At 67.3% G+C, this 18,675-nt stretch carries 17 protein-coding genes and 1 riboswitch; of the genes, 9 read left to right on the top strand and 8 right to left on the bottom strand.

Features of this window, described 5'->3' with window-relative positions:
* Positions 1 to 236 precede the first annotated feature (236 nt).
* The gene (locus tag IB229_RS20210; protein WP_192331736.1) at positions 237 to 1,103 is read left to right on the top strand and encodes a neutral zinc metallopeptidase; all 867 of its coding nucleotides are present in this window, start codon (positions 237 to 239) and stop codon (positions 1,101 to 1,103) included.
* Between the two features lie 53 nt (positions 1,104 to 1,156).
* Here IB229_RS20210 and IB229_RS20205 read toward each other — a convergent pair whose 3' ends face one another.
* A complete protein-coding gene (locus IB229_RS20205) occupies positions 1,157 to 2,164 on the bottom strand; it encodes an AraC family transcriptional regulator (RefSeq protein WP_192331735.1) in 1,008 nt (335 codons plus the stop codon).
* Positions 2,165 to 2,324: 160 nt separating this feature from the next.
* Here IB229_RS20205 and IB229_RS20200 point away from each other — a divergent pair, with 160 nt between their 5' ends.
* The gene (locus tag IB229_RS20200) at positions 2,325 to 4,151 is read left to right on the top strand and encodes a long-chain-acyl-CoA synthetase (protein ID WP_192331734.1); all 1,827 of its coding nucleotides are present in this window, start codon (positions 2,325 to 2,327) and stop codon (positions 4,149 to 4,151) included.
* Positions 4,152 to 4,289: 138 nt separating this feature from the next.
* On the opposite strand, the gene IB229_RS20195 is transcribed toward IB229_RS20200, so the two are convergent.
* The 5 genes from IB229_RS20195 to IB229_RS20175 are packed head-to-tail and all read right to left on the bottom strand — an operon-like array spanning position 4,290 to position 8,391.
* A complete protein-coding gene (locus tag IB229_RS20195) occupies positions 4,290 to 4,694 on the bottom strand; it encodes an endonuclease domain-containing protein (RefSeq protein WP_192331733.1) in 405 nt (134 codons plus the stop codon).
* Between the two features lie 42 nt (positions 4,695 to 4,736).
* On the bottom strand, positions 4,737 to 5,354 hold the full coding sequence (locus IB229_RS20190; protein WP_192331732.1) for an HAD family hydrolase: 618 nt from the start codon (positions 5,352 to 5,354) through the stop codon (positions 4,737 to 4,739).
* Positions 5,351 to 6,220 carry an acyl-CoA thioesterase II gene (gene tesB / locus IB229_RS20185; protein ID WP_192331731.1) on the bottom strand — a complete coding sequence of 290 codons (870 nt, stop codon included), beginning with the start codon at positions 6,218 to 6,220 and terminating at the stop codon, positions 5,351 to 5,353. The genes IB229_RS20190 and tesB overlap by 4 nt, the downstream gene beginning before the upstream one ends.
* Entirely contained in the window at positions 6,213 to 7,832 is a 1,620-nt protein-coding gene (locus IB229_RS20180) for a SagB/ThcOx family dehydrogenase (protein WP_192331730.1), read from the bottom strand. The genes tesB and IB229_RS20180 overlap by 8 nt, the downstream gene beginning before the upstream one ends.
* The gene (locus tag IB229_RS20175; RefSeq protein WP_192331729.1) at positions 7,822 to 8,391 is read right to left on the bottom strand and encodes a GNAT family N-acetyltransferase; all 570 of its coding nucleotides are present in this window, start codon (positions 8,389 to 8,391) and stop codon (positions 7,822 to 7,824) included. Before IB229_RS20175 ends, IB229_RS20180 begins: the two co-directional genes overlap by 11 nt.
* Before the next feature lie 69 nt (positions 8,392 to 8,460).
* Here IB229_RS20175 and IB229_RS20170 point away from each other — a divergent pair, with 69 nt between their 5' ends.
* The 3 genes from IB229_RS20170 (at position 8,461) to IB229_RS20160 (ending at position 11,241) form a co-directional block, all read left to right on the top strand.
* Positions 8,461 to 9,381, top strand: a complete 921-nt coding sequence (locus IB229_RS20170; protein WP_192331728.1) for a histone deacetylase — start codon at positions 8,461 to 8,463, stop codon at positions 9,379 to 9,381.
* 84 nt (positions 9,382 to 9,465) lie between these two features.
* A complete protein-coding gene (locus tag IB229_RS20165; RefSeq protein ID WP_192331727.1) occupies positions 9,466 to 9,945 on the top strand; it encodes a TM2 domain-containing protein in 480 nt (159 codons plus the stop codon).
* Positions 9,946 to 9,996: 51 nt separating this feature from the next.
* On the top strand, positions 9,997 to 11,241 hold the full coding sequence (locus tag IB229_RS20160) for a TIGR03862 family flavoprotein (protein ID WP_192331726.1): 1,245 nt from the start codon (positions 9,997 to 9,999) through the stop codon (positions 11,239 to 11,241).
* A 120-nt stretch (positions 11,242 to 11,361) separates the two neighbouring features.
* Here the strand turns inward: IB229_RS20160 and IB229_RS20155 are convergent, their stop codons facing one another.
* Positions 11,362 to 12,801 (bottom strand): TolC family outer membrane protein, encoded by a 1,440-nt coding sequence (locus IB229_RS20155; RefSeq protein ID WP_192331725.1) that lies wholly within the window; start codon positions 12,799 to 12,801, stop codon positions 11,362 to 11,364.
* 220 nt (positions 12,802 to 13,021) lie between these two features.
* Positions 13,022 to 13,128: riboswitch (TPP riboswitch) on the top strand.
* A gap of 92 nt (positions 13,129 to 13,220) precedes the next feature.
* Between IB229_RS20155 and thiC the strand changes: the two genes are divergently transcribed.
* Both thiC and cytX read left to right on the top strand, forming a co-directional pair.
* The gene (gene thiC / locus IB229_RS20150) at positions 13,221 to 15,107 is read left to right on the top strand and encodes a phosphomethylpyrimidine synthase ThiC (RefSeq protein WP_192331724.1); all 1,887 of its coding nucleotides are present in this window, start codon (positions 13,221 to 13,223) and stop codon (positions 15,105 to 15,107) included.
* Between the two features lie 181 nt (positions 15,108 to 15,288).
* The gene (cytX, locus tag IB229_RS20145) at positions 15,289 to 16,581 is read left to right on the top strand and encodes a putative hydroxymethylpyrimidine transporter CytX (protein ID WP_192331723.1); all 1,293 of its coding nucleotides are present in this window, start codon (positions 15,289 to 15,291) and stop codon (positions 16,579 to 16,581) included.
* Between the two features lie 67 nt (positions 16,582 to 16,648).
* On the opposite strand, the gene IB229_RS20140 is transcribed toward cytX, so the two are convergent.
* Entirely contained in the window at positions 16,649 to 17,395 is a 747-nt protein-coding gene (locus tag IB229_RS20140) for an RsiV family protein (RefSeq protein ID WP_192331722.1), read from the bottom strand.
* Positions 17,396 to 17,576: 181 nt separating this feature from the next.
* Between IB229_RS20140 and IB229_RS20135 the strand changes: the two genes are divergently transcribed.
* The gene (locus IB229_RS20135; RefSeq protein WP_192331721.1) at positions 17,577 to 18,194 is read left to right on the top strand and encodes an NUDIX domain-containing protein; all 618 of its coding nucleotides are present in this window, start codon (positions 17,577 to 17,579) and stop codon (positions 18,192 to 18,194) included.
* The gene (locus IB229_RS20130) at positions 18,185 to 18,637 is read left to right on the top strand and encodes a DUF1249 domain-containing protein (protein ID WP_192331720.1); all 453 of its coding nucleotides are present in this window, start codon (positions 18,185 to 18,187) and stop codon (positions 18,635 to 18,637) included. The genes IB229_RS20135 and IB229_RS20130 overlap by 10 nt, the downstream gene beginning before the upstream one ends.
* Positions 18,638 to 18,675: the final 38 nt, after the last annotated feature.

Here is an 18,675-nt window from a genome sequence, read left to right as displayed (position 1 = left end):
CCGGCTGCGCGAGCAGCCAATTGCCGACGGGGCTGCCCAGGTGGCAGCCCACTCACGCCAACAGCCACGCCCATACTCTCCTTCACGAAACTTACTCGCCGCACCGCCCCCCCCGCCGCTTCGCGTCCTTGCCCTGCACATGATCGCCAACCGTTCGCCACGTCACTGACCGCCGGGCTGGCGCTGCCCTCCGCAAGGGGCAACACTGTCAGCCTCGACATTCACGGAGCACGGCCATGCGCTGGCAACGGGCAAGACGCAGCGATAATGTGGTGGACGCCCGCGGCGGCGGTGGCGGCATGCGCTTCGGCGGCGGCAAGGGCCTGAGCCTGGGCGGCATCGCCGTGGTCGTGGTGATCGGCCTGCTGATGGGCCAGGACCCGCTGACCATTCTCGGCAACCTCGCCGGCCAGGCCGGCGTCACCACCCAGAGCCAACAGCCGGCACCGACGGCCAACGACCCGCAGAGCGAATTCGTCCGCGCCGTGCTCGGCGACACCGAAGACACCTGGCGCGCCCTCTTCCAGGCCGGCGGCAAGCAGTATCAAGACCCGAAACTGGTGCTGTTCAGCGGCGGCGTGAATTCCGCCTGCGGCTTTGCCGATGCCGCCGTCGGGCCGTTCTACTGCCCGGGCGACCGTCAGGTCTATCTCGACCTGCAGTTCTTCCACGAACTGGAAACCCGCTTCGCCGCGGCCGGCGACTTCGCCCAGGCCTACGTCATCGCCCACGAGGTCGGCCACCACGTACAGACCCTGCTCGGCGTCTCGGCCAAGGTCAACGCGGCGCGCCAGCGCGGGCAGAAGCTGGAGGGCGACAACGGCCTGCTGGTACGCCAGGAGTTGCAGGCCGACTGCTTCGCCGGCGTCTGGGCGCACCATGCGCAGCAGCGCCTGGACTGGCTGGAGCCGGGCGATCTGCAAGAGGCGCTGACGGCTGCCAATGCCATCGGTGATGACCGCCTGCAAAAACAGTCGCGTGGCCAGGTGGTGCCGGACTCCTTCACCCACGGCACCTCGCAGCAACGCGTGCGCTGGTTCAGCACCGGCTTCGACTCAGGCAACCCGGCGCGCTGCGACACCTTCGCCGCCAGCCGCCTGTAAGCCCACCCATAGGGTGCGGGCCGGGTGATAACCGGCCCTGCCCGCACCCGCCCCTACGAGGCCGCGTAGCCCTTGGGCGTGACCCCGAACCAGCCCTTGAACGCCTTGTAGAACGCGCTCGGTTCGCTGAAGCCAAGCTCGCGACTGAGCTGCTCGATGGTGCACCCCGGCTGCGCCAGGCGCTGCAGCGCATAACGCTGGCGCACCTCGGCGAGCAGCCCGGAAAAGCTGCAGTCCTCGCTGCGCAGGCGCCGGTGCAGGGTCTGCCGGCTGATGCCCAGGCCACGCGCCGCCGCTTCCACCGACAGTTCACCACTGGGCAGGCTGCGCTCGATCAGCTGCAGCACCTGCAACCGCGCGCTGTGCTGCGCCGGCAACTGCGCCTGCATGTCGCTCACCCGCTGCTGCATCAGGCCCTTGAGGTAGGCGTTGGCGCCGGGCACCGGCAGCAGCAGGTCGCTCTCCAGCAGTTCCAGATAATCGAAGGCCTCGGCGAAGCGCGCGGGCACGCCGAACACCTGGCGGTACACCGCCGGCGCGGCCTGGGCGGCATGGCGAAAGCCGACCGCCTGCGGCACCAGGCGTACACCCGTGAGCTGACGCGCCCAGCACAGCGCCGAACTGAGGCTGTGCTCGCAGGCCACGGCGTGACCGAGCAGCGGGGCGTTGAGCAGAAAGTGGATGCGCACCCGCTTGCCGATAGGCTCGACCCGCAGGCTCTCGCCCTCGCTCATCACCGGGATGTAGCGGCGGAACAGCTCGATCGCTTCGCCCAGGGTGGCGCTCTGCGCGGCCAGGTGCGCGACCGGCCCACGGGTATGCAGGCCACGCTGCTGACCGACCAGCAGGCCGATCTCCGGGCGCGCGCCACGGCTGGCCGCGCGCTGCCACAGGTGCAGGACCCAGGCCACCGGAATGCGCCGTTCCAGGTCGCGCAACTGCTCCGGCTCCAGGCCCAGCTCGCGCACATCGTCGGGCCCTACCAGGCCGAAGCCGTGCAGCGACAGGTACAGGTCGAGCAGCTGCGAAGCGGTCGCGCTGGGGGTATCGGCCAACAGCATGGGCACTCCATTTTCCATCCGCGGGTGCCGTGATTGTGCGCCGGCGCTGAGACGAATTGCCACTCACGTGCGACCCCTGGCTATCAACAGTCTCACCAGGACTGACTAGATTGATCGGCAAACAACATCGAGTGCTTCGCACCGCCGGGAGTCCCGCACCATGAGTCATGCCGACCTGATCACCCTGCCCCGCCTGCTGTCCCGCCTGCCACGTCTGCTCGTCGACCTGCCCGGCATCGTCAAGGGCCTGCACATCGGCAACCGCAGCCGCGGCGCCTACCCCGTCAGCCTGGCCAGCTGCGTCGAGACAGCAGCGCGCGACAACCCCGACGGTGCGGCGTTGATCCAGGACGGCGAACGGCTCAGCTACGCCGAATTCGACCGCTGGGCCAACCAGCTGGCGCACTACCTGCGCGACCACGGCCTGCGCCAGGGCGACAGCGTGGCGCTGATGTTCGAGAACCGCTTCGAGCTGCTCGCCGGGGTGGTTGCCTGCGCCAAGCTCGGCGCGGTCAGCGCGCTGATCAACAGCAGCCAGCGCGGCCGCGTGCTGGCCCACAGCATCACCCTCGCCTCACCGCGCCTGGTGCTGGTCGGCGAGGAACTGTTCAGCGCCTTCAGCGAAGTGGCCGACGACGTGGCGCTGCCTGCCGAGGCCTGCCACTACTTCGCCGACCGCCCGACCTGGCGCGACCCCGGCGAGGCGCCGGCCGGCTGGCAACACCCGGCGGCCGAACTGCACCGACACCCCATCGATGCACCCTTGCTGGAACGTGCGGTGCGCGCCGACGACCCGTGTTTCTTCATCTACACCTCCGGCACCACCGGCCTGCCGAAAGCCGTGGTGTTTAACCACGGGCGCTTCATGAAAGGCTACGGCGCCTTCGGTTTTGCCGCCGTGCGCCTGGGCCGCGCGGACCGCATGTACGTCAGCCTGCCGTTCTACCACGGCACCGCGATGGTGGTGTGCTGGGGCTCGGTGCTGGCCGGCCAGGCGGCGCTGATCATGGTGCGCAAGTTCAGCGCCAGCCGCTTCTGGGACGACGTGCAGCGTCACCGGGCGACCGCCTTCGGCTACGTCGGCGAGCTGTGCCGCTACCTGCTCGACCAGCCGCCACGCGCCAGCGACGGCGACAATCCGATCCGGGTGATGGTCGGCAACGGCCTGCGCCCGAGCATCTGGCACACCTTCAAACAGCGCTTCGCCATCGAGCGGGTGGTCGAGCTGTATGCCTCCAGCGAGGGCAATGTCGGCTTTACCAACCTGCTCAACCTGGACAACACCGTGGGTTTCTCGCCCTACCCCTACGCCATCGTCCGCTACGACCGTGAACGTGAAGCGCCGCTGCGCGAGAACGGTCATCTGCAACGCGTGGCCAAGGGTGAGGCCGGCCTGCTGCTGGGCCAGATCACCGAGAAGTCGCCCTTCCACGGCTACACCGATGCCCGCGACACCGAGCGCTGCATCCTGCGCGACGTGTTCGAGCCGGGTGACGCCTGGTTCAACACCGGCGACCTGATGCGCGACATGGGCTTTCGCCACGCCCAGTTCGTCGACCGCCTGGGCGATACGTTCCGCTGGAAGGGCGAGAACGTCTCCACTACGGAGGTCGAGGCGGTGCTCGATGGTGTTGTCGGAATCAGCGAAACGGTGGCCTATGGCGTCGAGGTGCCCAACACCAACGGCCGCGCCGGCATGGCCTGCATCCGCCTGGCGTGCGCGCCCGAGGCGTTCGACTTCCAGGCCCTGCTCAACCACCTGCGCGAGGAACTGCCGGCCTACGCCGTGCCACTGTTCCTGCGCCTGAGCGCGCAGATGGAGACGACCGGGACGTTCAAGCACAAGAAGGCGCCGCTCAAGGAACAGGGCTTCGACCCGCAGCGCTGCGCCGATCCGCTGTACGCGTGGTTGCCGGGGAGCGATCGGTATGTGCCGCTGGATACGGAGTTGCATGCGGCTATTCGGAGTGGCGCGTATCGGTATTGACTCCTACCGACCTGAAGCACCCTCACCCCCGGCCCCTCTCCCGGCGGGAGAGGGGAGGTGCATTGCGAATGCCTCTAGCCCCGAGGCAGCCTTAATACCTCCAGGCGGAAGGGAGTTAGCACAGCACACCATCTGTTTTTAACTCCCCTCTCCCTCCGGGAGAGGGGCCGGGGGTGAGGGAGGGGCAACTTCGAGGTAGATCCTTTCCAACACCGCCTGCAACTCCAACAGTACTTCACGACTACTGAAGCGCAACAAGCGTATCTCCTTACTGCGTAGATACGCCGTCCGCCGCCGATCATGCGCCAAACCCTCTTCCGTATAGTGCTGCCCACCATCCAGCTCCACCGCGAGCCCCAGCTCGCCACAGTAGAAATCCAGCACATAGGGCGGCACCGGATGCTGACGGCGAAACTTGCAGCCGGCCACCTGACGGCCACGTAAATGGCGCCAGAGCAGAATTTCAGCAGCCGTCGCGTCGCGCCTCAGCTGGCGAGCGAAGTCGAGTTGGGCGGCATCGAGAGGCAGGTTGCGGTGAAGCATGTCAGGCGTCCTTTCCTGAAGATCCGCACAGCTAGCAGCCTGCTATATGGCCGCCCCATCGCCAGGGCGAGGACCAAGCGCAGCCAGCAATGCGGCGCAATCCTCGGCATGCAGATCGGCCAGCTCCGGCCAGGGGTTCTCCGCCAGGTTGACCAGCACACCGAAGGCACCCGCCGCGCGCGCGCAGTCGAGGTCGAAGCGGTAGTCGCCGACCATCACCAGCGCGTCCGGCGGTACATCCCAGCGCGCCGCCAGTTGCAGCAGGCCGTCCGGGTCGGGCTTGGGGATCGCTTCGTCCCGGCCGATCACGTCGGCGCTGGCGAAGCAGTCGCCCAGGCCGATTGCGGCCAGGGTCACCAGCGCCAGCTCATGGGCGTTGCGGGTCAGGATGCCGAGGCGCACACCGCGCGCATGCAGCGTGCGCACCAGCTCGACCGCGCCCGGCGCCGCTACCGCGCCGATGGCCAGCTCGCGCTCGTGCTCCATCAGCCAGGCGTGCTTGGCCTGGGCCTCGGCAGCGGGCAGTGCCGCCAGATGGCCGAGGATGTCCTCGTCCTGGGCGATGCCCAGCGCCCGCTTGATCGCCGGAAAATCGTGCACCGCCAGGGTCAGGGTGCCGTCCATGTCGAACACCCAGTGGCGGGCGGCGGCGAGGTTCATTTCCAGTCCTCGCGCTGACGGATCAGCCCCTCCTGGCTGACCGAGGCGACCAGTTGGCCGGCGCGGTTGAAGATGCTCGCCCGGCTGAAGCCACGAGCGTTGCCGGCCCACGGGCTGTCCATCGAGTACAGCAGCCAGTCGTCCATGCGCAGGTCGGCGTGGAACCACAGCGAGTGGTCGAGGCTGGCCACCTGCATGAACTTCTGGAACACCGATACGCCGTGCGGCAGCATCGAGGTGGTCAGCAGGTTGAAGTCGCTGGCGTAGGCCAGCAGGTATTTGTGCAGCTGCGGCTCGTCCGGCAGGCTGCCGTCGGCGCGGAACCAGACGTGCTTGACCGGCTCGCCCGGCTTCGGTGCGAAGGGGTTGATGCGCGCCACCGGACGGATCTCGATCGGCTTGTCGCTGGTCATGCGTTCACGCATGCGCTCGGGAATCAGCGCCGCCACCTGGCGCGCCAGCTCGGTTTCCGACTGCAGCTCTTCCGGGCCGGGCACGTCAGGCATGCTCAGCTGGTGATGAAAGCCCTCTTCGTCGTACTGGAACGAAGCGCTGCAGGTGAAGATCGGCTGGCCCTTCTGCACCGCCGTCACGCGGCGGGTGCTGAAGCTGCCACCATCGCGCACGCGCTCGACCTGGTAGACCACCGGCAGGGTCGCGTCACCGGGGCGCAGGAAGTAGCCGTGCAGCGAGTGCACATGGCGCGCCTCCTCGACCGTCTTGCTCGCCGCCGACACGCACTGGCCGATCACCTGACCGCCGTACAGCTGGCGAAAGCCGAGGTCCTGGCTCACGCCGCGAAACAGGTTTTCCTCGATCTGCTCCAGGCTCAGCAGGGCCACCAGATCATCCAGCACTTTACTCATCGACGCGTTCCTCAGGCTTTTCTCGGCGCAACACCGGGTAGGCGGGGGCGCTACTTAGTCGCTCATCCCATACCGCCCGGCCAAGGGTGAAATGGTAAAGGCTTTGCCAGCGGCTGTCGGCTACCGCGAGCAATTCGTGCAGCGAATCGTCAAAGAAACAGCCAATTCCGGTGCCCGACAGCCCGGCAGCCTCGGCTTCCAGGTAGAGCAACTGGCCGATCTGCCCGCACTCCCAGAACAACCTGGGGTAGTGCCAGGCGCCCTGCGCCAGGGCGGCATCGAAGCGCGCCAGCATGGCCACGGCGACGCAACCGTCGGCGGCGATGTCCTGGCCGCAGGAGATGAACGCCGACAGCCCGCGCGCATCCCCTTCCAGCAGCCGGTACAGCGGCAGCTCGGCATGCGCACGCTGCCAGAGGAAATCCTCGCGCATGCCGGCCTGCGCCTGACCATCTCCCCGCGCCAGCCAGTACAGCCCCGGCTCCAGGCCCTGCACACGGTGCACGAACAGCAGCAGGTCGACCTGCGCCGCCTCGCCAGTCACCGCGAACGGCACCGGCGAGGCGTCCGGCAACAGGCGTTGCAGCCAGGCGAACAGCAGCTCGGCGTGGATACCGCTGCGCCCATCCATCTGCTGCGCACTGCGCCGCCGGTGCAGGATCGGCCGCAGCGGCAGGCCGGGGTTGGCCGCCTCGGCGAGCCCGGCAGCCACCTGCCAGGAGCGCGCGGGCTGCGCCGGCGCCCGACACAGCGCGTGCACCCGTTCCAGCTCTGGCCATGGGCGATACTGGCGCGACAGACGATTGGGCGCGCCGGCCAGCTCCAGCGCGGCCAGGCCTTGCAGCAGTGATTCGGGCAGGCGCGGTTCGTCGCGCTGGGGTGGACCGACCCACAGCAGGCAGTCCGCGTGTTCGGCTTCGTGAAAACCCTCGCGATCCAGGCCCAGCAGCCCATCCAGGCGCGCTTCGGCCACGCCGCGCAGCAGCCGCACCTGCCAGCCCTGAATACTGGCGGCGATGCTCAGGCAGGCCAGTGCGTGGCCAAGATCATGCTGGCAGTAGCGGTAGGCACGCTCGCCGTACTTCCACGCTTCGCGCCAGGCGATGCTGGCCAGGCCAAGGAGCAGGCCGCCAGGCGGCAGCGCGGCGCTCAGTTGCGTCGCCAGCGGCGCCGGCAGCTCGGTGCGCACCTCCAGGCCATGCACATCCGGCGCGTAGTGCGCGAGCACGGCGGCCTCCGCCACGCTGCCGGCGGGCAGCAGCAGGTAGGCCTCGGTCGGGTGCAGGTTGCCGGACGACGGATTGACCCGCAGCGCCCAGCGATTGCCGCCGGCCTCCTTCCAGGCCGATAGCGCCAGGCTGTCGTAGAGCAGCTGCGAGACACTGGCGCGGGTCAATAGCGCCGGCGCGCCAAGCGGCGCGGCGAACACCGCGTCGTAGCCCGGCGACTCTTCCTGCGGGCGCTGCCACAGCTCGATCAGCCGCGCACCGGCATAGCGGCGAAACGGCGCCGGCTGGGTCACCCAGTCCAGTTGCCCCGGCCCCGGCGCATAGGCTTCCGGGCGGTGCTTGCTCAGCGCGTGATAGGCGCGCACGGCCTGTTCAGCGTCCATCCTGCAGCTCCTGCCAGCGCACACGCGGGAGTCGATAGAGCACATGCGGGCGCAGCGCGTGGCCGAGCGGCAGGCGCGGGTGCTCGAAGTCGCCATCGGCATCGCGCTGCATGCCCAGGCGCTGCATCAACCGTTGCGAGGGCAGGTTGGCCGGCACGGTGAAGGCCACCACCTGATCGAGATCCAGCCGTGTGAAGGCACATTCCAGTGCCGCCTGCGCAGCCTCCAGCGCATAGCCCTGACGCCAGAACGCCCGGTGCAGGCGCCAGCCGATTTCCACCGCCGGGGTGAACGCCGCCGCGAAGCTCACGTGCTGCAGGCCGAGCACGCCGATCAGCCCGGGCTGCTCGTGACGCTCCAGCACCCACTGGCCAAAACCGTGCGCGGCGAAATGCCCGCGAATGCGCTCGGCCAGTGCCAGGCTCTCGGCCTCGCTCATCACCCCGGGGAAGTGACGCATCACCTCGGCATCGGCATTCAGTACCACGAACGCCGGCAGGTCGTCATCGCGCCAGGCGCGCAGGCGCAATCGCGCGCTGTGCAATTCGATCGGTTGCATGGTCTGCACCTTGAGCCCCTCGTCAGGCCCACAGCATACTGCCTGACGCTTTGCCGCGAGAGCCGCCCGATGCACCTGCCGCTGGTCTACCACGATGACTACAGCCCGCCCTTCCCGCCCAACCATCGCTTTCCGATGGAAAAATTCCGCCTGCTGCGCGACCACCTGATCGACAGCGGCCTGACCCGCGACGCCGACCTGTTGCGCCCTGAGCTGTGCCCGCCGGACGTACTGGCGCTGGCGCACTGCCCGGCCTACATCGCGCGTTTTCTCGGCGGTGACCTCAGCCACGACGAAGTGCGGCGCCTCGGCCTGCCGTGGAGCGAAGCCCTGGCGCGGCGCACCATCCGTGCGGTGGGCGGCTCGCTGCTGTGCGCCGACCTGGCCCTGCAACACGGCATCGCCTGCCACCTCGCCGGCGGCACCCACCACGCCCACTACGACCACGCCTCCGGTTTCTGCATCTTCAACGACCTGGCGGTGATCGCCCGTTACCTGCTGGAAAGTGGCAAGGCCGGGCGCGTGCTGATCTTCGACTGCGACGTGCACCAGGGCGACGGCACCGCGCGCCTGCTGGAAAACGAGCCGGAGGCGATCACCGTGTCGCTGCACTGCGAGAAAAACTTCCCCGCGCGCAAGGCGCGCAGCGACTGGGACATCCCGCTGCCCAACGGCATGGGCGACGCCGACTACCTCAAGGTGGTCAACGACAGCCTGAGCTACCTGCTGCCGCTGTATCAGCCGGACATCGTGCTCTACGACGCCGGCGTCGACGTGCACCGCGACGACGCCCTCGGCTACCTGCAGCTGACCGACGCCGGCATCGCCGCCCGCGACGAAGCGGTGTTCGAGCACTGCCTGGGCCGCGACATCCCGGTGGTCGGCGTGATCGGTGGCGGCTACGACAAGGACCGCGCCGCCCTCGCCCGCCGCCACGGCATCCTCCACCACAGCGCCGCCCGCGTTCTGACCGGTAACGCCATCGGCTAGACGCGGAGAAATACATGGCCCATGGCTATAAGGGCCCCAGGAGCGCTGGTTAGAATCGCCAGCTTCTCAACATGGAATGTTCACATGGAAGCCCAGCCGTATCAGGTCCCCCAGTCCAGCCTACTGCCACAGACCGTCTACTGCCGCTACTGCGCGGCGCAGATCGGGCCGACCGAGAACATCTGCCCGGCCTGCAGCGCCAGCCAGAACCTCAACGCCAAGAGCAAGATAGCCGCGGGGCTATTGGCAATCTTCCTCGGCGGCTTCGGTATTCACCGCTTTTACCTGGGCCAGTGGTGGGGGCTGTTCTACCTGCTGTTCTACTGGAGCGGCGTGCCCATGCTGATCGCCTGGGTCGAGGCCATCGTGTTCTTCTGCACCAGCAAGGCCAGATGGCAGGCCAAATACGGCAACGTCAAACAGGGCAGCGCCGTACTGGTGATGGTCGGCGTGTTCATCGCCGTAGCCATCGTCGGCATCCTCGCCGCCATCGCCATTCCGGCGTATCACGACTACAGCAAGAAGGCCGAGCAGCGCGCCCAGCAGATCGAGCAGTCACGTTGAGTCTGCGCTGGCTCATGTAGAATCGGCGCCCCGCACTTTGCATTGCCGACCATGCCTGCAGCCACCGTTTCCCCCCACCGCGTCGCCGTCATCGGCGGCGGCCCCGCCGGGCTGATGGCCGCCGAGGTCCTGGCCGCGGCGGGCGTGCAGGTCGACCTGTACGACGCCATGCCCTCGGTCGGGCGCAAGTTCCTCCTGGCCGGCGTGGGCGGCATGAACATCACCCATTCGGAAGCCAAGGATGCCTTTCTCGGTCGCTACCGCGAGCGCCGCGAGGAGGTCGCCCGGCTGCTCGCAGACTTCGACGCCGACGCCCTGCGCCAGTGGATTCACGGCCTGGGCATCGACACCTTCGTCGGCACCTCCGGCCGCGTATTCCCCACCGACATGAAAGCCGCTCCGCTGCTGCGCGCCTGGCTCAAACGCCTGCGCGACGCCGGCGTGCAGATCCACACGCGCCAGCGCTGGCTCGGCTGGAATGCCGACGGCAGCCTGCGCCTGCGGGGCGTGGATGGCGAACAGACAGTCCGTGCGGACGCCTGCGTGCTCGCCCTGGGCGGCGGCAGCTGGGCGCGCCTGGGTTCGGATGGCGCCTGGGTGCCGCTGCTGGCACAGCGCGGCGTCACGGTGGCAGCGCTGCAGCCGGCCAACTGCGGCTTCGAGGTCGGAGGCTGGAGCGCGCTGCTGCGCGATAAATTCGCCGGCGCGCCGCTGAAGAACGTCAGCCTGCGCCTGGGCGATCAACCGGCACGCCGCGGCGAATTCATCCTCACCCGGGACGGGGTCGAAGGCAGCCTGGTCTATGCGCTGTCGGCGGCGATCCGCGAACGCATCGCCCAGGGCGGCAGCGCAACCCTGCACCTCGACCTGCTGCCGGACCGGCCGCTGGACAAGGTCATAGCCGCCCTGAGCAAGCCACGCGGTTCGCGCTCGATGGCCAAGCACCTGCACGGCCAGCTCGGCCTGGATGGCGTGAAGGCGGCGCTGCTGCGCGAGCTGACCGACGCCGCGCAGTTCGCCGAGCCAAGCGCGCTGGCCACGGCGATCAAAACCCTGCCGCTCACCCTGCTGCGTCCACGGCCGCTGGACGAGGCGATCAGCAGTGCCGGCGGCGTGCCATTCGAAGCGCTGGATACGAGCCTGATGCTGCGCCAGCTGCCCGGCGTGTTCTGCGCCGGCGAAATGCTCGACTGGGAAGCCCCCACCGGCGGCTACCTGCTGACCGCCTGCTTCGCCAGCGGCCGCAGCGCTGGTCTCGGCGCACTGGCCTGGTTGAAGAGTCAGTCCGCACCGTAGTCGGCAACGCGCTGTTCATCCACGGCCATGCCGGCTCGGTGGAGTGGTAAAGCACGACTCCCCCACCGAACACCCACAAAAAAGCCCGGCATCTGCCGGGCTTTTTACATCCACTGCAACTCAGTACTCGGTGTTGCCACGCAGCTGAGCTTCGGCGGCTTTGGCCAGGTCCGGCGGCAGGAAGTCCTGGTCCGGGTTGTAGTCGGGCTTGAGGAAGTTGGACAGTGCCTGCAGGTCGGACGGCGCCAGGGTGCCGGCGGCCTGCTTCAGGCGCAGGTTGTTGAGGATGTAGTCGTAGCGCGCGTTGTTGTAGTTGCGCACCGAGCTGTACAGCTGACGCTGCGCATCGAGCACGTCGACGATGTTGCGGGTGCCGACCTGATAGCCGATTTCGGTGGCTTCCACGGCACTCTGGTTGGAGATGATCGACTGCTTGCGCGCCTGCACGGTCTCCACGTCGGTGTTCACCGCGCGGTGCAGGTTGCGGGTGTTCTCGACCACCTGGCGGCGCAGGCTTTCGCGCTGGAACTCGGTCTGATTCAGGCGCTCGTAGGCCTCACGCGCCTGCGAGCTGGTCAGGCCACCGCTGTAGATCGGGATGTTCAGCTGCACGCCGATGGTGGTCTGCTCGACATCGCTGCCGTAACGCACCGGGCTCAGGCCGTTGTTGCTGAAGCCGAGGGCGTCGTTGTCGCCCTTCTGGTACTGGGCGATGGCATCGACGGTCGGCGCGTGGCCGGCCTTGCGCTGGCGCACGGTTTCCTCGGCGGCCTCGACGGCGTAGTTGCTGGCCTGCAGGTTGAGGTTCTGCTGGGCAGCGGTGTCGACCCAGGCCTTGGCATCGTTCGGCACCGGCGTCAGCACCGGCAGGGTGTGCAGGATGCCTTCGATGGAGGCATGTTCCTGATTGGTCAGGGTAACCAGGGCCTGGAACGCGTCTTCCACCTGACGCTGGGCGATGATGCGGTTGGCACGGGCGGTATCGAAACCGGCCTGAGCCTCGAGCACGTCGGTCTTGTCGGACAGGCCGACGTCGAAACGCTCGTTGGACTGGTCGAGCTGGCGCTTGAACGCCGCTTCTTCGGCCTTGGTCGAGGCCAGGTTGTCCTGGGCGCGAAGCACGGCGAAGTAGGTCTCGGCGCTCTGCAGGATCAGGTTCTGCTCGGTGGCGGACAGCTCCAGCGCGGCCTGGTCGCTGACGGCCTTGGCGGCCTGGTACTGGAACCAGCGGTCGGCACGGAACAGCGGCTGGCTGAGCTGGGCACGGTAGGACAGGCCACTGCGCGAGGAGGTCATCGACGGTTCGTCGAGCTGGGTGCGGGTATCGCTGAGGTCGGCACCGCCGCTGATGTTTGGCAGCAGGCCGGCGCGGGCTTGCGGCACCACTTCGATACGGGCGCGGTAGTCGGCGCGCGAAGCGGCCAGGTCGGCGTTGTTCTTCACCGCTTCGTTATAGATGGTTACCAGGCCGGTCTTGCCGGATTGGGCGGCGTCTTCCGCCCAGGCCAGTCCACTGGTTGCGGCAGCTACAGCGAGGGCCAGAGAGAGTCTGCGTAGCATGATCAATCCTAGATACGGAGGGGAATCGGGCAAGGCTAAGGGGGCGGCCTGCAGTGGTCAAGGTGCCATTCGCACGACGACAGCCTAGCTGGCAACATGCTTTGTTGCCTGGCTGCAACAATACGCCGCACGGACTTTCCCGCCGAACGGCAAGGCGTCTCTGCAACGGGCGTTTGACACCGGCATTGGTGTTCTGCGGCCGGCTTGATTAGACTGGCCGTCGTTCTTGTCGGGGTGCCCAGAATCGTGGGCTGAGATCGGATAGTTCCGGATCCCGTTGAACCTGATCAGGTTAAGGCCTGCGTAGGGAACAAGATGTCCTCGCCATTCGGCGAGCCCTCTCGGCACCACTCCCGGTGCGCCCACGCTGTTCCTCCGTCGTTTTCAGGTTCGCTCCGACAGCCCACAGGAGCCAGCCGATGCGTGCCGAACAGCAGAACAAGAACCTCAGTGAATCCGCCCAGGTCGACCAACAGTCGATCCAGCCCCTGCCACGCTCGCAGAAGATCTACGTGCAGGGTTCGCGTGCGGACATCCGCGTGCCGATGCGCGAGATCAGCTTGGACGTGACCCCGACCGCCTTCGGTGGCGAGATCAACGCCCCGGTCACCGTCTACGACACCTCCGGCCCCTACACCGACCCCGCCGTGACCATCGACGTGCGCCAGGGCCTGAGCGATGTGCGCAGCGCCTGGATCGAGGATCGCGGCGACACCGAGCGCCTCGATGGGCTGTCGTCCGAGTTCGGCCAGCGCCGTCTGGCCGATGCCGAGCTGACCAAGATGCGCTTCGCCCACGTGCGCAACCCGCGCCGGGCCAAGGCCGGCAAAAACGTCAGCCAGATGCACTACGCCCGCCAGGGCATCATCACCCCGGAAATGGAATACGTCGCCATCCGCGAGAACATGAAGCTCGCCGAGCACCGCGCCGCCGGCCTGCTCGACGCGCAGCACGCCGGGCACAGCTTCGGCGCCAGCATCCCCAAGGAAATCACCGCCGAGTTCGTCCGTGACGAAATCGCCCGCGGTAGAGCAATTATTCCGGCGAACATCAACCACGTGGAGCTGGAGCCGATGATCATCGGCCGCAACTTCCTGGTGAAGATCAACGGCAATATCGGCAACAGCGCCCTCGGTTCGTCCATCGAAGAAGAAGTGGCCAAGCTGACCTGGGGCATTCGCTGGGGTTCGGACACGGTGATGGACCTGTCCACCGGCAAGCACATCCACGAAACCCGCGAGTGGATCATCCGCAACTCGCCGGTGCCGATCGGCACCGTGCCGATCTACCAGGCCCTGGAGAAGGTCAACGGCGTGGCCGAGGACCTGACCTGGGAGCTGTTCCGCGACACCCTGATCGAGCAGGCCGAACAGGGCGTGGACTACTTCACCATCCACGCCGGCGTGCTGTTGCGCTACGTGCCGCTGACCGCCAAGCGCGTCACTGGCATCGTCTCCCGTGGCGGCTCGATCATGGCCAAGTGGTGCCTGGCGCACCATAAAGAGAACTTCCTCTACACCCACTTCGACGACATCTGCGAAATCATGAAGGCCTACGACGTGTCCTTCTCGCTGGGTGACGGCCTGCGCCCCGGCTCGATTGCCGACGCCAACGACGCCGCGCAGTTCGGCGAGCTGGAAACCCTCGGCGAGCTGACCAAGATCGCCTGGAAGCACGACGTGCAATGCATGATCGAAGGCCCCGGCCATGTGCCGATGCAACTGATCAAGGAGAACATGGACAAGCAGCTGGAGTGCTGCGACGAGGCGCCGTTCTACACCCTCGGGCCACTGACTACCGATATTGCACCGGGCTACGACCACATCACCTCGGGCATTGGCGCGGCGATGATCGGCTGGTTCGGTTGCGCCATGCTCTGCTACGTCACGCCCAAGGAACACCTGGGTTTGCCGAACAAGGATGACGTTAAGACCGGGATCATCACCTACAAGATCGCCGCGCATGCAGCGGATCTCGCAAAAGGTCATCCCGGCGCACAGATCCGCGACAACGCCCTGTCCAAGGCACGTTTCGAATTCCGCTGGGAAGACCAGTTCAACCTCGGCCTCGACCCGGACACCGCGCGCAGCTTCCACGACGAAACCCTGCCGAAGGACTCGGCCAAGGTCGCGCATTTCTGCTCCATGTGCGGGCCGAAATTCTGCTCGATGAAGATCACCCAGGAAGTGCGCGACTACGCCAAGGACAACGGCCTCTCCGACGAGAGCAAGGCGGTCGAGGCCGGCTTCAAGGAGCAGGCAAAGCGCTTCAAGGGCGAGGGTTCGGTGATCTACAAGCAGGTCTGACGGCGACCTGGATCGTGCCCACGCTCCTGCGTGGGCATGCAGCCGGTGACGCTCCGCGTCACAACGGCAGACGCTGGAGCGTCCTCACAGGCGTTCCCACGCAGAGCGTGGGAACGATCAAAACATAAACCCGGCGCTGCAGCCCATGCCGCAGCTTCTAACTACACAACGAGTCGCCACCATGCCCCATCCTTCCGGCACCTACTCACCCGGCGTTGCCATCCCCGCCGCCCAGCGCGTGTTTGGCGCGCGTGACATGTTTTCCCTGTGGTTCTCCCTCGGCGTCGGCCTGATGGTGCTGCAGCTAGGCAGCATCCTCGCGCCGGGCCTGGGCCTGGCCGGCGGCATCGGCGCGATCCTGCTCGGCACCGCGGTCGGCGTGCTGCTGCTCGGCAGCGTGGCGGTGATCGGCACGGACACCGGGCTGTCGTCGATGTCCGCGCTGAAACTCAGCCTCGGCAGCCAGGGCGCGGTGCTGCCGGCGCTGCTCAACCTGCTGCAACTGGTCGGCTGGGGCGCGTTCGAGATCATCGTCATGCGTGATGCCGCCAGCCTGCTGGCCGGCAAGGTGTTCGCCGCGGGCAGCGTGTTCACCAGCCCGCTACTGTGGACGCTGTTCTTCGGCGCCCTGGCGACCCTGCTGGCAGTGACCGGGCCGCTGACCTTCGTGCGCCGCGTGCTGCGCAAATGGGGCATCTGGCTGCTGCTCGGCGCCTGCGCCTGGCTGACCTGGAACCTGTTCGACAAGGCCGACCTCGGCGCCATCTGGGCCCGTGCCGGGGACGGGTCGCTGCCATTCGCCCTGGGCTTCGACATCGCCATCGCCATGCCACTGTCGTGGTTGCCGCTGATCGCCGACTACTCGCGCTTCGGCAAGGCCGCCGGGCGCGTGTTCGCCGGCACCGCGCTGGGCTTCTTCTGCGGCAACGTCTGGCTGATGAGCCTGGGCGTGGCCTACACCCTGGCCTTCGCCCCAAGCGGCGAGATGAACGCCCTGCTGCTGGCCCTGGCCGGCGCCGGCCTGGGTATTCCGCTGCTGCTGATCCTGCTCGACGAGTCGGAAAACGCCTTTGCCGACATCCACTCCGCGGCGGTGTCCAGCGGCACCCTGGTGGCGCTCAAGGTCGAGCACCTGGCTCTGGCCATCGGCGCGCTGTGCACGCTGATCGCCCTGTTCGCGCCGCTGGCCGAGTACCAGAACTTCCTGCTGCTGATCGGCTCGGTGTTCGCCCCGCTGTTCGGCGTGGTGCTGGTCGACCACTTCATCCTGCGCCGTCGCCGCGCCGAGCTGGCGCCGCGCGTCGGCCTGCGCTGGGACACGCTGATCGCCTGGTTCTGCGGTGCGGCGGTGTATCACCTGCTCGCCACGTTCGCCCCGCAGATCGGCGCGACCCTGCCGGCGCTGCTGCTGGCCGGTGGCCTGCAGTTCGTGCTCGGCAAGCTGGCGGGAAGCACTGCGGTGGCGCGGGCGTAAACGCTCATGCCGCAGGGTGCGCCGCGCGCAGCGGAGCTGCCCTCGGTGCCGGGGGACACCCCACGAATTAGCCGCGGCCGGGGAAGTACTGCGGCTTGAGAATGCCGTTGAGGCGCGGGTAAGGAATCTTCAACTCCGGATGGCCGGTGGAGTACGGCGCGATGCGGTCGATGTCGTACTTGAGCATCACCGTGCCGAACAGCAGGCCGATGTTGTCGGTGCGTTCGAACGGCCAGCTCTGCTGGAAAGCGCTGTCATCACCATGGCCATTGGCGACCAGCCAGGCCTGGTGCGCCAGCTTGGCGGTTTCCCAGAAGCTCGCTTCTTCGCCGGGCAGGAGCATGTCCTGCAGGCTCAGCACCTTGTCCAGCTGGCGGTCGTAATTGAGGTAGGCGCGCCCCGGAATTCCGTGGTCGCCGCCGGTGAAGCGGTAGCTGGACAGCTCGATGACCACCAAACGGTCATGTTGCTCGACCACCTTGGCTTGCAGGTAACTGGTCCAGCCCGGCTGGGCATTGGCAAGGAAGGCCTGCTCGTAGGCCTGCAGTGAACTCGGCAACGGGTCGCCGGGCAGCTCGACGGTCAGCGCCAGCAGTTCGCGTTCGATGCGCGCGTTGAGCTGCGGCAGGTCCTTGAGCAGTTGCAGGTCGATGTTGACCAGCGGGCACTCGCTGCCACTGCAGCCTTGCGGGCGATGCTCCCAGCGCTGCTGGCTGGTCGGCAGGTTCTGCGCGGTTTCGGGCTTGAACAGAGTCTGACAGCCGCCTATGGTCAGGGGGAGCAAGGCGAAGCAGAGGAGTTTGAAAAGACGCATGCGGTTTCCTTGTCGTGCGCTGCGGGCTGGCGTTTCGACTCTGCACAGCCGGGGGCGTTCCCGCCGCGCAGTCTGCCAAGTTCCACCTTACCTGTCTGCGGCGAATCCTCCTGGAGGCTGCGCCCAGTGAAGCAGGGCGCTAGGATGGCGCCAGAAACCGATCATCCATGAGTGCACGTGCATGCCCGAAACCTTCATTCCCGCCGCCGACGACGTCGAGATCATCGAGCGCGAAAACTGCTTCAAGGGCTTCTACAAGCTCGATCGCCTGCACCTGCGTCACCGCCAGTTCTCCGGGGCGATGGGCCCGCAACTGAGCCGCGAGCTGTTCGTGCGGCACAACGCCGTGTGCGTGCTGCCTTACGACCCGCAACGCGACAGCGTGGTGCTGATCGAGCAGTTCCGCGTCGGCGCCATGCAGAAGAGCAGCAACCCGTGGATGATCGAGCTGGTCGCCGGGCTGATCGACAAGGATGAAGAGCCGGAAGAAGTCGCCCGCCGCGAAGCCATCGAAGAAGCCAACCTGACCCTCGGCGCGCTGTGGCCGATCACCACCTATTTCCCGTCGCCCGGCGGCTCGGACGAGCTGGTCTACCTGTTCGTCGGTCGTTGCGACAGCGAAGGTGCCGGCGGCGTGCATGGCCTGGCCGAAGAGGGCGAGGACATTCGCGTCAGCGTGTGGCCGCTGGAGGATGCCCTGCAGGCGGTGAAGGATGGGCGCATCAACAACGCCGCGAGCATCATTGCCCTGCAATGGCTGGCGCTGAACCGCGGCGAAGTGCGCGGGCTGTGGTCATGAACCTGCTGCGCGAGCGCTACCGCGTCGACCTGGTCGAGCTGCAGAGCGCTTGCGAAGCCAACTATGCGCGCCTGTTGCGCCTGCTGCCAGGCATGCGCGACATGCACGGCGAGCGGCGCGTGGCGCTGAGCCAGGGCGACCAGCTGCTCGGGGTGCTGGTGCTGCAGGTACTGGAAAGCTGCCCGTACACCACCACCCTGCAGGTACGCCAGGAGCACAGCCTGCCGTGGCTGCCGGTTCCGAAACTGGAAGTGCGCGTGTACCACGATGCACGCATGGCTGAAGTGACCAGCGCGGAAAACGCCCGGCGCTTTCGCAGCATCTATGCCTACCCCAACGCCGCCATGCATCAGCCGGACGAGAAGACCCAGCTCAACCTGTTCCTCGGCGAATGGCTGAGCCACTGCCTGGCCTGCGGTCACGAACTGGCGCCGGTGCTCTAGCCCACCTGCGCTTTTTTGCCTCCAGTCGCGCCGCATTC

This window comes from Pseudomonas sp. PDM14 (assembly GCF_014851905.1).
Classification (GTDB): domain Bacteria; phylum Pseudomonadota; class Gammaproteobacteria; order Pseudomonadales; family Pseudomonadaceae; genus Aquipseudomonas.
Note: the sequence above shows the minus strand (reverse complement) of the source record. Positions and strands in the feature narration are given on the sequence as shown.